Genomic DNA, 13,888 nt, shown 5'->3' with positions numbered 1-13,888 from the left:
CTCAAAACTTGGTACAATAAAGTGCAACAAACAATCAACCAAGGAGGTTTACGCCATGTCTATTGTTTCACGTAATTCGACTAATGAAAAGAATATTTCTCGCTCTATTGCTAATTTTATTTCAGCTTATGGGATTATCAGACTGTTAGCAAAATGCGGATGTACTAAAATCAAAGGTGTATCTGCCAAGGTGCTGTTTACCTATATCCTTACTAATTGAGATTGTAATACTGGCTATGAATAAAAGAGTGTACTAAGTCGCAAAATAGCTTAGTACACTCTTTGTAATATATACGATATACTTCTTACCACCCTACACCAATCCAGGGGCCGTGGTGATGTCTGCCTCCGATGCCGATACCTATGCCAATCGGGAAGTTCCAGCCACCTCTGCGGCTTTGCTTTTCGCGTTCAATCTTCATGAACCACAGGCGATAGATTTTACCGCCGTTTTCCAGCTTTTTCGGCGTATCTTTATCTGTAATAATCTTATAGCCGTTGAAGTTGGCGTTGGAGCTTTCGTAATCGCTGAGCATTTTGTTCATCTGCGCAAAGGTTGCCTTGTTATTGGTATATAAGCGCAGCATTTCGGTATTGGGCATGGTTAAAATCAACTGCTTGCGCAAAGAGCGGTCGGCAGCCAGACCTTGGTAAACTTCTACTCTGTCTTCTTTGATTTTTACATATAGCAGGTCGTCGCTATCGCCTGCCTGCAATCGTTCATTCATTACTGCCGCGCTGATGGTTTCCACCGGTTTGATTGCGTCAGCATCATCTGCAGCCTTAGTTTTATCTGCGGCGAGTGCCAGCGCACTGCAGCAGCACATCAGTAAGCAGGTTAACAGTAAAAGCAGCTTGCGCATAATTCTCACTCCTTTGGAAGCTGATGGGAAAATTCTACATAAAAGACTTATATAATCCTCAAGAATATGGTATCATATTTACGTAAATTTGTTAACTGAACTTTAGGTGATATCTGAGGAACAGTGGATATTGAAATACGAGGAGATTATATGAAGAAAAATAACCTGATTTGGATAATTATCTGTAATATCCTGGGAGCACTGCTTTTGGGAAGCTGGCTGGCAAGCACCCCCACCGCCGGCTATCACGGACCGTGGCTTGCACTGGACCAAGGTGTCTTTTATTTCTTTAACCAGAAGCTGGCGCAGGGAACGGCCTTTACTTATTTTACAGCCTTTGTTAATCTGCGTGCCTTTGATGTGGTGGCGTTCGTTGCGATGCTGGCGATTTTTTACAGCTATTACCGCAAAAGCAATGTTGAAGGCAAGCGCTGGCTGTTCTGTATCGGCGTTGCCATGCTGGTAAGTGCGGTAATCATTAAGCAGTTTGATAAGCTGCTGCCGATTGACCGTGCGAGTGCATCCGTTTATTTTGACCAGCTGTATCATAATGTAAACTGGGTTAGCCAGCTGAGCGGCTGGCCTGCCAAGGATCGTTCCGGCAGCAGCTTCCCCGGTGATCATGGCATGATGCTGTTGATATTTGCTGTGTATATGTGGAAATATATCGGCAAGGACGCTTTTATTAAAGCACTGGCTGCATTTATTATTTTCTCTCTGCCCCGTATTATGGGCGGTGCGCATTGGTTTACCGATGTTTTTGTAGGCTCTGTTTCTTTTGTTCTGCTTGTTTTAAGCTGGATTCTGCTGACACCGCTTTCAGATATCTTTATCGGCTGGCTGGAGAAAAAGCTGCCGCTGAGATGGTTTGTGAAAAAGAGAGAATGAGTTTTAAAGCCGCTGCCTGCTCTTCCCTTTTGTATGTGGAAGTTTTGGTGGTGGCTTATTTAATAGATGAGGAAGGGGGAAATCATGACGCAGGCTGATGAGCTGGAATTTCAAAGGGAGCTTGAGCTATTGAGGAAAGATGGATTAAAGGATAATCCGTTGCGTAAGGAATATGAGACGAAGGTGGCAGAGCTGGCGGTGCTGGCGAAGAAACTGCTGGCGCAGGGAGTTAGCGAAGAATGTGCTGCGCGTACATTGCATCATAAGTGTCGCAAGCTGGGCGTGCAGTATAAGCACGCAGCTCCGCCACTTTTGCAGGAGTATATTTATTATGCGATGGCGCAAAAGTATGGCGACCCACTGGGTCTGTCCTTTGAGGACTTGTGCAAAAAGCAAAGCTATGCGGAGATAATTGCTTCGTCCTCCCGTCCTATTGCAGATTTGGATAAGAGGCTGACGGTTGAAGGGTTTAGAGAGTGGTTTAAAATATTAAAAAAATAGAGAAAATAAAGCTTGAAATCCGTATGCTAATAGAACTATATAGAGATGCTGATTTTATAGAAAAAAAGAAAAATAAATAGCAAACAATGCTTGAGAAAATTTGTTCACTGTGATATACTGGGAGAAAATAGGTATAAAAAAATTCCCAGAGGTGCAATATAATGAAGCAAATACATTTAAGATTAGATGATAACCAATATAAAGAAGTTGCAGAATATGCGAAAATGGCAGGTATGACTGTACAGGATTCTGTTTCAACAGCTATTTATATTATGCTTAGCAAGCAGAAAAAGAAGAAATACACGCATAAATTTACTTTTATTGATTTATTTGCTGGTATTGGTGGAATGAGGCTAGCTTTTGAAGAAGCTGGCGGGGAATGTGTATATTCTAACGAATGGAATAAATTCAGCCAGCAGACATATATGGCAAATTTTGGCGATATGCCAGATGGAGATATTACTCAGGTTAATGCAGATGATATACTAGACCACGATATTCTTGTAGCTGGTTTTCCTTGTCAGCCTTTTTCTATTGCTGGTATATCTAAGAAGAACAGTCTAGGTCGTGCTACTGGTTTTGCGGATAAAACACAGGGAACGCTTTTTTTTGATGTTTGCCGCATATTAGAAGCTAAAAGGCCAAAAGCTTTTATGCTGGAAAATGTAAAAAATTTATGCAGTCATGATAAAGGGAAAACATTTAAAGTTATTACGGAATCATTAAATGAACTTGGCTATGAAGTATTTTATAAGGTTATTGACGGGCAGTTGTTTGTTCCGCAGCATCGAGAGCGTATAATTATAGTCGGATTTGATAGAGAACGTTATGGAAGTTATTTTGATTTTGAATTTGATATAATTCCTAAAGAACCTAAGCCTGTTATGGCTGATATTTTAGAAAAGAATGTTGACGATAAATATACGTTGTCGGATAAATTGTGGACATATTTACAAAATTATGCAGCTAAACATAGGGCTGCAGGTAATGGCTTCGGTTATGGAATAGCGCCACTTGAAGGTGTTTCCAGAACTTTGAGTGCAAGATATTATAAAGATGGTTCTGAGGTTTTAATTGAACAAGACGGGAAAAATCCTCGCAAGCTTACACCTAGAGAATGCGCCCGATTACAGGGATTCCCAGACAGCTTTGTAATCCCTGTTTCAGATACACAGGCTTATAGGCAGTTTGGTAATTCTGTTGTAGTACCGCTTATGGCGGCTATTGCAAAACTGGTAGTCAAAAAGTTAGAAGAATTGAAAGTTACCAATGGAGTAAACGGATATAGGGAGGTTGTGTAAATGCAAAATACCGTACAAAAAGCCATAAAAGCCGTATCAGATGGCGCAAAAGCTTTTTGCAAATTTTTATCAGCAAATGACACTGGTGAAACTGGTGGACACCAAGCGGGAATTTACATAGCTAAGCCTGCAATTCTTATATTATTTGACAAAGCATGTGAGCGCGGCACTAATTGTGAAAGATGGGTAAAAATACATTGGTATGATTATAAAACGATAGATACAAGATTTATTTATTATGGCAGTAAAACACGTGATGAGTATCGCATAACTAATTTTGGTAAAGGTTTTCCTTTTTTAAAGCCAGAATATACAGGAGCACTGTTTGTTTTAGTACAATCTAAGGCATCAAAGGAAGATTATGAAGGCTTTATTCTTAATACTGAAGATGATATTAATGAATTTCTTGAAGCATTTAATCTTACGCCTGCAGAAACAAATAACCTTATAGTTACGAATAATGTAGACTTAGATATTAGGGAAAAACAGGAGATATATGGATTTATTTCATATTTGCAGGCTGATTTTCCTAATTCTGAAATTATGTCAGCTAAAGCAAGAGATATCCAGAATGCTGTTTATGATCATATTGAATATGTTGTTTCTAATCCAGACCAGAAGCTATTGGACTGGACTAACATGGAATATAAACTTTTCAGAGCTTTAGAACATGTGCGCTATGGAGAAGCTATTAGAAACGGTTTTAATGATGTTGAGGATTTTATCACGCTTGCTAACCAAGTGTTAAATCGCAGAAAAAGCAGAGCAGGAAAAAGCTTTGAACATCATTTAGCTTCACTTTTTGATGGTAATGCTATTCAATATACAGCGCAGGCTATCACAGAGGGACATAAGAAGCCAGACTTTATTTTCCCGTCAGAAGAAGCTTATCATGATACTAGTTTTAGTGTAGAGAACATAATTAGCTTAGCAGCTAAAACAACCTGTAAAGACAGATGGAGACAGGTACTTAATGAGGCTGACAGACTTCGTGATAAAAATAAATTTCTTTGCACTATGCAGCAAGGCATAACATCTGCACAGATGGACGAAATGCAGAGTGAAAAAGTTATTCTGGTAGTGCCGAAACTATATATTAAAACATATCCTAAAGATAAACAGGATAGAATATGGACGATAAAGAAGTTTATTGATTATGTTAAAGAAAAAGAATCTATCTGATAAAGTTAGCGAAAATCATGGATGTACTCACCAAAGAACAGCGCCACAAGAATATGGTCGCCATAAAAAGCAAGGATACAAAAATAGAAGTTACTCTGCGCCTTGCCTTATGGCATAGTGGCATACGCTATCGTAAAAATTACAAGGTTCTTGACTGCCGTCCTGATATTGTGCTGACAAAATATAAAATCGCTATCTTTTGCGACGGCGATTTCTGGCATGGCAAGACCTTTGAACGCTATGACGTCACGACAAACACTAAATACTGGCATGAGAAAATACGCCGTAACATGGAACGCGACCTCGAGAATACTATTGAGCTGCGTGATAATGGCTGGATGGTACTGCGTTTTTGGGAGACGGATATTAAAAAGCATCTTGAAAACTGCGTGGCAGAAGTGTTGAGAATTATACGCTTCAGAAAAAAATATTGAAAGTATATTTTTTGAAGGAACTATGATAAAATTTAGGTAAACTGGGGGTGGAAGAATATAATTTAACCCTATTTTATACTATCGTTAGGAGCTTAGTGAGTTGGAATTAGAGGTATATTCATTTTTCTCGGGATTAGGATTACTAGATTTAGGCTTTGAAAAAGCTGGATTTAATATTGTATTTGTAAATGAATATAACCAGACTTTTTTAGAAGCGTATCAATATGCTAGAAGAAATAGCAAACATATTCCTGCTTATGGATATAGCTCTTGTGATGTTAAGAAATATTTATCTGATGATGAGTGGGAGAAAACATTTCCTGAGTATAATCAGCGGCAGGATAAGTTAGTAGGATTTATTGGTGGACCGCCTTGCCCTGATTTTTCTATAGCTGGAAAAAATCAAGGGAAAGATGGAAAAAATGGACAGTTAACTTCTGTTTATATAAGTTTAATTGTAAAAAGGCAACCTGATTTTTTTGTGTTTGAAAATGTTAAGGGTTTGTATCGTACTCAGAAACATAGAGATTTTTATGATAAAATGAAGAGAAAATTGTATCGCAATGGATATTCATTATTTGATTCTATAGAAAATGCTTTGGAATATGGTGTTCCGCAAAATAGAGATAGACTTATATTGGTTGGTTTTAAAAGAAAAACTTTTGGTAAGAAAATTGATTTTCAATTAGGAGTACATAAAAAATATAAGTTAGAAAATATAAAAAAAGTATCTTGGCCTACTATGACACCGTTTAAAATTAATAGTAAATCAATAGCTCCATCGAATATTATACGAGAATTAACGATTGAATATTGGTTTAATAAAAATGATGTACAAAAACATATAAACAATAAAGATGTTTTCGGTGTAAGAACAAAAGAAAAATTTTATGAAATTAAAGAAGGTGATTTAAGAGGAAAGTCATTTAAAAGATTACATAGATGGAGGTTCTCACCAACTGCTGCATACGGACATAATGAAGTACACCTTCATCCATATTTGCCTCGAAGAATTAGTGTTGCTGAAGCATTAGCTATTCAATCAGTAAATAAGAAATTTGTAGTAAAAACAGATATTTCACTATCAGATAAATTCAAAATGGTAGGAAATGGAGTTCCTTTTTTACTTGCAAAAGGTATAGCTTTTGATATATTAAGCTATATATTAAAATACGAAAGGACGAATAAACATGAGTGAATATTATGATATGCAAAATGATGATAGTTCAGTAGTATCTTACGACATTAGTATTATTCCTAATGATTTCAATGTATTAACAATTAATTCTCTTATTGAATCCAATATAATATCAATGCCTGCATTTCAAAGAAATTATGTATGGGATAAAAAGAGAGCCTCAAGATTTATTGAGTCATTAATATTAGGCTTACCTGTGCCCCAAATTTTTTTATATCAGCTAGAAAGAAATCGTTATAGTATTATTGATGGACAGCAAAGATTATTAACAATTTATTTTTTTATAAAACAACGGTTTCCAAAATCTGGTAAACGAGCTTTTTTGAGAAAAGAATTTGAAAAAGAAGGTAAACTTACGGAAGAAATTTTAAATGATAATCAAATTTTTCAAGACTTTAAGTTACAATTCACTAAATTAGAAACTGGAGAAAATCATCCGTTGAATAACCAAATGTATAATACATTAGATGCGGATAAAAAGAACTCACTTGATTTGATGCCTATAAGATGTATGGCTATTAGGCAAAATAAACCAGAGGATAATGGCGCTATGTATGAAATTTTTAATAGATTAAATACAGGAGGGATTAATTTATCTCCTCAAGAAATAAGGGGATGTATATATGAGTCTAAATTCTATAAGTTGATATATAAGCTAAATACAACTAATGAGTGGAGAAAGCTTATAGGAAAGGTTGAGGAAGATGATAAATTTAGAGATGTTGAAATTCTTTTGAGATCATTTGCATTTTATTATGACTCTGGCGATTATAGTGGGTCGATGATTAAATTTTTGAATAAATTTTCTAGGAATGCTATGCTATTCAAGGATAAAGAGATAAAAATGTTTGAAAATGTTTTTTATAAATTTATAGAAGCATGTAGTGATATTAATCCGAAAAGTTTTTTAAATAATAATGGAAGTTTTAACGTATCTTTATTTGATAGTGTATTTACTGTAGTATCGAAAAAAATAGATAGTAATATAGAAAAAATTAAAATTACACAAAGTGCATTTGACAGGTTAAGAAGGGATTCCCAATTTAAAGAAGCTATTACACATAGCACTTCCCATGTTGATAGTGTTAAATCTCGGTTAGATTTAGCAGAAAAATATTTGTTTGAAACAAAGTAGTCTCGTGAATGAGGTATTGACATGAAAAATGAATGCATTGATGGGCAATATAGAGAAATAAGAGAATTATATGACTATCTTATGCAAAATAAAGAAGTAAGTTTTGCTATGGATGTACAGGAACATTATAAAAAGATTTTATTATTGTCTGCTGCCAGTTTGTTTGAATCACAGATTTCTAAGATTATATTGGATTATTCGTCATATGTTTCTAGTGGAGATGAGCGAATTGTGCAATTAATAAAGTCAAAAGTTATAGAACGTCAATACCATACGTTGTTTGACTGGAAGACTAACAATAGTAATGTATTTTGGAAATTGTATGGAGAAGAAACAAAAAATAAAGTTAGAAAGGAAATTGATAATAATATTGAATTAAAAAAAGCGGAAGGCAATTTCATGGATTTAGGGAAAAGAAGAAATTTATTAGTACATGAAAATTTTTCTGAATATAATATAAATATAACCGTCGATGAAATATATAAAGAATACAATTCAGCATGTACATTTATTGAATATATAAGAAAAGTATTGCTTTCTCCCAAGAAATAATGTTTTAATTTAATACTAATTTTTAGAATATACACATTTAGTTTAAATTTACAACTTTAAATATATTGCTAAATATTGGATATGCGATAACACGAAAAACAAAAGATTTTTGATTAATATACATATCATCTCTTTTGTAATATATAAACAATAAATTTAGCCAAAATATCAATAAGAAATAAATATATGGAAGTTGATGTAAGTGTAAATGTACGCATGAAACCAGAATTAAAAAGACAATTTAAGAAATTTTGTGCAGATATGGGATTATCTATGACGGAAGCTGTTAATTTACTTGCTCAAAGAGCAATTAGCGAATATAAAAATCCTGAATTAACTAAAGAAGACAATACTCTTATGATTGATGAGATTAAGGCATTGGTCAGCAAGTTAGTAAAAAATATAAAGCAGAATATACAATTCTTTTTGGTTCCTATGCTCGTGGTGAAGCCACTGAAGAATCTGAGATAGATATAATTATTATTGGTGGTAAGTCTTTTAGCGCACTTGATGTTCTTGCTTTTGGAGAAGAACTGAGAGAGCTAACAGGAAAAAAGTAGATGCTTTTGAATTACGTGAAGTTGAGAAAAATACTGAGTTCTATCAAAATATTTTACGTGAAGGAGTTAGGATAGAATGAAGAAAACGGATAAATAGAATGCTGTGGGACTGGCATTGTCCCATGCTGGCCTTTTTTTATTTTTATTTTCCTTAAACTCTTCTTTTTTTGTAACATATGTGATAGAATTATCTTGTATTATGAGAAAATTCAGCGAGGAAGTGACGGAATGGAATTTGTAAAATCTGCTGATGTAGTCGTTATTGGTGGCGGCATTGTAGGTACTGCTGTATTGCGCGAGCTTTCCAAGTATGACCTGAAATGCGTTCTGCTGGAAAAAGAGCCGGACATCGCTATCGGCACTACTAAAGCTAACAGTGCAATTCTTCATGCTGGCTTTGACGCTCCTACCGGCAGCCTCAAAGCTATTACCAACGTTCGTGGCAACGCTCTGTACCACGAGCTGCAAAACGAACTGGACCTGGATATTAAATGGACCGGTTCCCTGGTTGCTGCAACCACCGACGAGGAAATGCAGACTCTGCAGGAGCTGCTGCAACGCGGTAAAAAGAACGGCGTTGAAGGCCTGCAAATCCTGTCTAAAGAAGAAGTTCTTGAGCAGGAGCCTAACCTGACCACTGTCAAGGGTGCTCTGTGGGCTCCGAGTGCCGGCGTATGCTGGCCGTTCGGTGCTGCTATTGCTTTCGCTCAATGCGCTGTACAAAACGGTGCAGAAGTTATCCGCGACTGCAAGGTACTGGGCTTCGTTAAGGAAGACGGCAAAATTACCGGTGTAGAAACCAATAAAGGCACTATTGCTGCTAAATATGTAGTTAATGCTGCCGGTGTTTATGCTGACGAAATCGCTAAGCTGGCCGGTGATGACACCTTCACCATCACTCCGCGTAAGGGCGAATATATTCTGTTTGATAAGACTGCTTGCAGCAGCCTGGTTTACGGCGTGGTATTCCCCACCCCGACTAAAAAATCCAAAGGTATTCTTGTTTGCACCACTACCCACGGCAACACCTTCATCGGTCCTAACGCTAACGAGCAGGATTCCAAAGAGGATAAGGCTGTTACCACTGCCGGCATGAATGAAATCATTGCTTCTGCCAAGAAGCTGATTCCGAACCTGCCGATGGGCGCAGCTATTACCGAATTTGCCGGCCTGCGTGCTGTTTCCAGCACTGGTGACTTCGTACTCGGTCCTTCTGAAAAGGTTGAAGGTCTGTATAATGCTGCCGGTATGCAATCTCCCGGTCTGACCGCAGCTCCTGCTGTAGGTGAGCTGATTGCCAACGAAATTGCCCGTGTAAGCGGCGCTGCCAAGAAGGCTGACTTCAAGGCTGCTCTGCCGAAGCATAAAGCATTCAACTATATGACTGCTGATGAAAAGGCTGCTAAGATTGCCGAAGACAATCTGTACGGCCGCGTAATCTGCCGTTGCGAAACTGTTACTGAGGGTGAAATTGTAGAAGCAATCAACTCTCCTGTTGGCGCACGCACTGTTGACGGTGTAAAACGCCGTACCCGTGCAGGCATGGGCCGTTGCCAGGGTGGCTTCTGTGGTCCGCGTGTTACCCAGATTCTGGCACGCGAGCTGAACATTTCTGTTCCTGAAGTATTAAAAGAACGTACTGATTCCAATATGTTCTACGAAAAATATTCTGCAGATGGCGGGGAGGAATAATAATGAACCAATTATATGATGTAATTATTGTTGGCGGTGGCCCTGCCGGTCTGTCTGCTGCTTACAGCGCATGGCAGAATGGTGCTAAAAAAATCGTTGTTATCGAGCGTGACCGCGAACTCGGCGGTATTCTGCAACAGTGCATCCACAATGGCTTCGGTCTGCATCACTTCAAGGAAGAGCTGACTGGCCCCGGCTATGCACATCGCTGCATCGAGCTCGTTGCTGATAAACCTGAAATCGAAACCCTGGTTGATACCATGGTATTAGATGTACAAAACAATAAAACCGTTATTGCCGTTAATCCGGAAAAAGGCTTACTGAAGCTGGAAGGCAAAACTGTTATCCTGACCATGGGCTGCCGTGAGCGTACCCGTGGCGCTATCCGTATTCCGGGCGAGCGTCCCGCAGGCGTATTCACTGCCGGTGCTGCTCAGCGTATGGTTAATATGGAAGGCTATCTGCCGGGTCACAAAATCGTTATCCTCGGCAGCGGCGACATCGGCCTGATTATGGCCCGCCGTATGAGCCTGGAAGGCTGCAAGGTTCAGGCTTGCCTGGAAATCTGCCCATTCTCCAACGGTCTTACACGTAATATCGTTCAATGCCTGAACGACTATGATATTCCTCTGTACCTCTCCCACACCATCGTTGCTATTCATGGTGAGGAGCGCGTAACCGGTATCACCGTTGCTAAGGTTGACGAGCGCATGACTCCGATTCCGGGTACTGAATTTGATATCGAGTGCGATACCGTACTGCTGTCTGTAGGTCTGATTCCTGAGAACGAGCTGTCCCGCGGCCTTGATCTGGAAATGAACCCGCTGACCAACGGTCCTGTTGTTGACCAGCATCGTGAAACCAGCTTAGACGGTTTCTTTGCTGCCGGCAACGTAGTACACGTACATGACCTGGTTGACTTTGTATCCGAAGAAGCTGAAATCGCAGGTAAATATGCTGCACTCAAGGCTCAGGAGAAAATGGCAACCGAAAACCGTACCGTAACCGTAAAGGCTATTGACGGCGTACGTACCTGCGTACCGCAGAAGCTGACCATGCCTGCAGAAATTCCTGCAGACGAGAAGGTTAAGCTGTTCATGCGTGTTGCTGCACCGCACCGCAAAGTTAAGCTGGAGGTTAAGAGCGGCGACAATGTTCTGCTGAGCCGTCCTCTGCCCGTAGCAAAGCCCAGTGAAATGATTGCCGTAGAAATTCCGGCTGCAAAATTTGCCCAGATCGGTGACGAAGTTACCGTAGGTCTGGTGCTGTAAGGAGGGTATAAAATGGCTGTTGAAACTCGTGTTATGAACTGCATTATGTGCCCTATGGGCTGCGAGATGACTGTTACCATTGAAAATGGCGCAGTTACCAATGTTACCGGCAATACCTGCCCGCGTGGCGCTAAATATGCTAACGATGAAGTTACTGCTCCGAAGCGTATGCTGACCTCTACAGTTGCTGTAGAAGGCGGTATGCTGCCTTTGCTGCCCGTAGTATCCGCTAACGTACTGCCGAAGGAACGCATCCTGGACTGCGCACGCTTCCTGCGTAGCGTAAAGGTTACCGCTCCGATTAAAACCGGTGACGTTGTAGTTAAGGATATTCTCGGTCTTGGTGTAGATATTATCGCCAGCCGTGATATGTAATCAGCTGAGGATTACTTGTTACATATAATATAGTAAAAATTGAAAGAGCTGCAGTTGCACTACCCTGCGTAGTGTAAAACTGCAGCTCTTTTTTGTATGAGTAATGAGTATGAAAGGAGTATGTTAATTTAGGTGTTTTTGGCAATTACCGCACCGAGTACAGCACCGATGATGAAGCTGGTGGTAGCTTTTTTGTTGCTGTCTTTTTTCGTTACGTAATTGTCGTTCTTATGACGCTTGTCGTAGCGGTCATGTCTGTCATAACGATCGTGCTTGTCGTAGCGGTCGTGTCTGTCATAACGGTCATGCTTGTCGTAGCGGTCGTGTCTGTCATAGCGGTCGGAATGACGCGGTGGCGGAGCATCGTGCCTTTCGTGGGCGGATGCTACGCTTGCCAGCGGCAGAGAAAGCACCATGGCAGCCATAGCAATTGCTGTGGTTTTCTTCATATACTTGGTTAATGTTGTCATCATATTGGCACCTTCTTTCTAATAGTGGTTGTTTACCTTTGTTGCTTTTATTATAAAGGCAGTATATGGCGAAATTATGACGATTTTGCCTGTTTTATAAAAAATAAGCAGAAAAAATTGTAAAGACTTTAGCATTTTACTTATGTGGATATGAAAAAAGTGCTTTATTTACTTGGTTAATACGCAAGCAGAAGATTTTAGGTTATTATAATAGTAGTTATTAATCAACCCCCTTCCCCATCAGTCGGCAAAGGAGGCTGTAGCATGAAGGCTGTCACCTATCTCAGACAATTTCTTTCGTTAAAATCCCTTAGCCTTATTATAGGCGGCTCTCTGGTATATTCTATAGGGTTTAATATGTTCATTTTGCCATGTAATCTTTATAATGGTGGTTTTTTAGGAATAGCCCAGCTGCTGGGATATTTTATGAGAAATGTCCTGGGGCTGAGCTTTGTTACCGACAACTATATCGGCATTATCTATTTTCTCCTGAATATACCCCTGATGATTATGGCTATACGCAAGTTCGGCAAGGACTTCTTAGTGAAATCTGCTGTCTGCATCACCAGCTACAGCGTGTTGCTGAGCGTTGTACCTGTTGCGCAATATAATTATCTGCCTGATACGATTACTGCTTGTCTGGCAGGCGGTATTTTATGCGGACTGGGCTGCGGCATGACGCTGATGAGCAAGGGCAGTGGCGGCGGTGAGGGCATCCTGGGACTGCTGTTGATGCATCGGTATCACAATATGAGTGTAGGCAAGGTCTTCAATATTATTAATATCTTTGTCTTTGGCAGTTGTATTCTATTATATGATGTTGCGGCGGCAGTCTACTCCATCTTCTTTGCCGTAATTACTTCCGTGGTTCTGGATAAGGCTTATCTGCCAAGTATTACAGTAACGATGATTATAATTACTAAAATAGATTTGGTAGAAGAGGTTATTTTTGCTGCAGTGCATCGCGGTGTAACAAAAATAAAGGGCATAGGTGCCTATAGCGGTGAGGATACTAATGTGCTGCTGACCGTTGTTTCTAAGGTTGAGTCGATGAAATTACGTCATTTGCTGGAAGAATGTGATCCGAATATCTTTATTATTGAATACGAAAATGTCTCGGTGATAGGAAATTTTGAAAAAAGATTATAGAAATTTTTGCTGAAAAAGGAGGTTTTTGAGGGTATTTTTAAGGATGTTTCGTAGATTTTTGAAGAAATTTTAGAAGTTTTTTAGAGCCTTCAAAGCGTGTATACATGATACTTTATTTGTCCACGAACCCAAGTGTTTCACTAAAAAATCCTAAAAAAGTTGTAAAAAAGGTGTTGACATTACCTTGCCCACGTGGTATTATATACAAGTCGCCGGGATACAGCGACAAACACAAAGAACAAAGTTGCGAACAAACGCAACGAACTGAACCTTGAAAACTGAACATTGAACCTAGAAAAAAGCGAATGTGCGGGTCG

17 protein-coding genes are annotated in these 13,888 nt (G+C 39.2%); 15 read left to right on the top strand and 2 right to left on the bottom strand.

Annotated features, from left to right (window positions below):
* Positions 1–55 precede the first annotated feature (55 nt).
* Complete coding sequence (locus Q0612_RS00405; RefSeq protein ID WP_298879332.1) at positions 56–220, top strand: hypothetical protein; 165 nt, start codon at positions 56–58, stop codon at positions 218–220.
* A gap of 85 nt (positions 221–305) precedes the next feature.
* Here Q0612_RS00405 and Q0612_RS00400 read toward each other — a convergent pair whose 3' ends face one another.
* Complete coding sequence (locus Q0612_RS00400) at positions 306–863, bottom strand: hypothetical protein (protein ID WP_298879329.1); 558 nt, start codon at positions 861–863, stop codon at positions 306–308.
* 150 nt (positions 864–1,013) lie between these two features.
* On the opposite strand from Q0612_RS00400, the gene Q0612_RS00395 reads away from it, so the two are divergent.
* The 13 genes from Q0612_RS00395 to Q0612_RS00340 all read left to right on the top strand — a co-directional run bounded on the left by Q0612_RS00395 (position 1,014) and on the right by Q0612_RS00340 (position 11,952).
* Positions 1,014–1,751 (top strand): phosphatase PAP2 family protein, encoded by a 738-nt coding sequence (locus tag Q0612_RS00395; RefSeq protein WP_298879326.1) that lies wholly within the window; start codon positions 1,014–1,016, stop codon positions 1,749–1,751.
* Positions 1,752–1,835: 84 nt separating this feature from the next.
* Complete coding sequence (locus Q0612_RS00390; protein ID WP_298879323.1) at positions 1,836–2,252, top strand: hypothetical protein; 417 nt, start codon at positions 1,836–1,838, stop codon at positions 2,250–2,252.
* 158 nt (positions 2,253–2,410) lie between these two features.
* Positions 2,411–3,553, top strand: a complete 1,143-nt coding sequence (gene dcm, locus Q0612_RS00385) for a DNA (cytosine-5-)-methyltransferase (protein ID WP_367181671.1) — start codon at positions 2,411–2,413, stop codon at positions 3,551–3,553.
* A complete protein-coding gene (locus Q0612_RS00380) occupies positions 3,554–4,735 on the top strand; it encodes a type II restriction endonuclease (protein WP_298879318.1) in 1,182 nt (393 codons plus the stop codon).
* Positions 4,736–4,752: 17 nt separating this feature from the next.
* The gene (locus Q0612_RS00375; protein ID WP_298879315.1) at positions 4,753–5,169 is read left to right on the top strand and encodes a very short patch repair endonuclease; all 417 of its coding nucleotides are present in this window, start codon (positions 4,753–4,755) and stop codon (positions 5,167–5,169) included.
* A 100-nt stretch (positions 5,170–5,269) separates the two neighbouring features.
* Entirely contained in the window at positions 5,270–6,367 is a 1,098-nt protein-coding gene (locus Q0612_RS00370; RefSeq protein ID WP_298879312.1) for a DNA cytosine methyltransferase, read from the top strand.
* The gene (locus Q0612_RS00365; RefSeq protein WP_298879306.1) at positions 6,360–7,502 is read left to right on the top strand and encodes a DUF262 domain-containing protein; all 1,143 of its coding nucleotides are present in this window, start codon (positions 6,360–6,362) and stop codon (positions 7,500–7,502) included. The genes Q0612_RS00370 and Q0612_RS00365 overlap by 8 nt, the downstream gene beginning before the upstream one ends.
* Before the next feature lie 21 nt (positions 7,503–7,523).
* On the top strand, positions 7,524–8,054 hold the full coding sequence (locus Q0612_RS00360; protein ID WP_298879303.1) for a HEPN domain-containing protein: 531 nt from the start codon (positions 7,524–7,526) through the stop codon (positions 8,052–8,054).
* A 186-nt stretch (positions 8,055–8,240) separates the two neighbouring features.
* Positions 8,241–8,525: a type II toxin-antitoxin system RelB/DinJ family antitoxin gene (locus tag Q0612_RS00355; RefSeq protein ID WP_298879300.1), complete on the top strand. Its 285-nt coding sequence runs from the start codon at positions 8,241–8,243 to the stop codon at positions 8,523–8,525.
* Positions 8,474–8,614 carry a nucleotidyltransferase domain-containing protein gene (locus tag Q0612_RS11880; protein WP_367181670.1) on the top strand — a complete coding sequence of 47 codons (141 nt, stop codon included), beginning with the start codon at positions 8,474–8,476 and terminating at the stop codon, positions 8,612–8,614. Before Q0612_RS00355 ends, Q0612_RS11880 begins: the two co-directional genes overlap by 52 nt.
* A gap of 228 nt (positions 8,615–8,842) precedes the next feature.
* Positions 8,843–10,306, top strand: a complete 1,464-nt coding sequence (locus Q0612_RS00350) for an NAD(P)/FAD-dependent oxidoreductase (protein ID WP_040565033.1) — start codon at positions 8,843–8,845, stop codon at positions 10,304–10,306.
* Positions 10,307–10,308: 2 nt separating this feature from the next.
* Entirely contained in the window at positions 10,309–11,577 is a 1,269-nt protein-coding gene (locus Q0612_RS00345) for an NAD(P)/FAD-dependent oxidoreductase (protein ID WP_009145285.1), read from the top strand.
* Between the two features lie 12 nt (positions 11,578–11,589).
* Positions 11,590–11,952 carry a DUF1667 domain-containing protein gene (locus Q0612_RS00340; protein ID WP_009145284.1) on the top strand — a complete coding sequence of 121 codons (363 nt, stop codon included), beginning with the start codon at positions 11,590–11,592 and terminating at the stop codon, positions 11,950–11,952.
* 128 nt (positions 11,953–12,080) lie between these two features.
* Here the strand turns inward: Q0612_RS00340 and Q0612_RS00335 are convergent, their stop codons facing one another.
* Positions 12,081–12,425 (bottom strand): hypothetical protein, encoded by a 345-nt coding sequence (locus Q0612_RS00335; RefSeq protein ID WP_298879289.1) that lies wholly within the window; start codon positions 12,423–12,425, stop codon positions 12,081–12,083.
* A gap of 261 nt (positions 12,426–12,686) precedes the next feature.
* Here Q0612_RS00335 and Q0612_RS00330 point away from each other — a divergent pair, with 261 nt between their 5' ends.
* Positions 12,687–13,571: a YitT family protein gene (locus tag Q0612_RS00330; RefSeq protein ID WP_298879286.1), complete on the top strand. Its 885-nt coding sequence runs from the start codon at positions 12,687–12,689 to the stop codon at positions 13,569–13,571.
* The last annotated feature ends 317 nt before the right edge of the window (positions 13,572–13,888 follow it).

This window comes from uncultured Phascolarctobacterium sp. (genome assembly GCF_937920985.1).
GTDB lineage: Bacteria > Bacillota > Negativicutes > Acidaminococcales > Acidaminococcaceae > Phascolarctobacterium_A.
This window is presented reverse-complemented; position numbering and strand designations above follow the sequence as displayed.

Excerpts from the sequence above, each read along its gene's own strand:
- Q0612_RS00405 (WP_298879332.1), top strand. The coding sequence starts at position 56 with ATGTCTATTGTTTCACGTAATTCGACTAATGAAAAGAATATTTCTCGC.
- Q0612_RS00400 (WP_298879329.1), bottom strand. The coding sequence starts at position 863 with ATGCGCAAGCTGCTTTTACTGTTAACCTGCTTACTGATGTGCTGCTGC.
- Q0612_RS00395 (WP_298879326.1), top strand. The coding sequence starts at position 1,014 with ATGAAGAAAAATAACCTGATTTGGATAATTATCTGTAATATCCTGGGA.
- Q0612_RS00390 (WP_298879323.1), top strand. The coding sequence starts at position 1,836 with ATGACGCAGGCTGATGAGCTGGAATTTCAAAGGGAGCTTGAGCTATTG.
- Q0612_RS00380 (WP_298879318.1), top strand. The coding sequence starts at position 3,554 with ATGCAAAATACCGTACAAAAAGCCATAAAAGCCGTATCAGATGGCGCA.
- Q0612_RS00375 (WP_298879315.1), top strand. The coding sequence starts at position 4,753 with ATGGATGTACTCACCAAAGAACAGCGCCACAAGAATATGGTCGCCATA.
- Q0612_RS00365 (WP_298879306.1), top strand. The coding sequence starts at position 6,360 with ATGAGTGAATATTATGATATGCAAAATGATGATAGTTCAGTAGTATCT.
- Q0612_RS00360 (WP_298879303.1), top strand. The coding sequence starts at position 7,524 with ATGAAAAATGAATGCATTGATGGGCAATATAGAGAAATAAGAGAATTA.
- Q0612_RS00355 (WP_298879300.1), top strand. The coding sequence starts at position 8,241 with ATGGAAGTTGATGTAAGTGTAAATGTACGCATGAAACCAGAATTAAAA.
- Q0612_RS00350 (WP_040565033.1), top strand. The coding sequence starts at position 8,843 with ATGGAATTTGTAAAATCTGCTGATGTAGTCGTTATTGGTGGCGGCATT.
- Q0612_RS00345 (WP_009145285.1), top strand. The coding sequence starts at position 10,309 with ATGAACCAATTATATGATGTAATTATTGTTGGCGGTGGCCCTGCCGGT.
- Q0612_RS00340 (WP_009145284.1), top strand. The coding sequence starts at position 11,590 with ATGGCTGTTGAAACTCGTGTTATGAACTGCATTATGTGCCCTATGGGC.
- Q0612_RS00335 (WP_298879289.1), bottom strand. The coding sequence starts at position 12,425 with ATGATGACAACATTAACCAAGTATATGAAGAAAACCACAGCAATTGCT.
- Q0612_RS00330 (WP_298879286.1), top strand. The coding sequence starts at position 12,687 with ATGAAGGCTGTCACCTATCTCAGACAATTTCTTTCGTTAAAATCCCTT.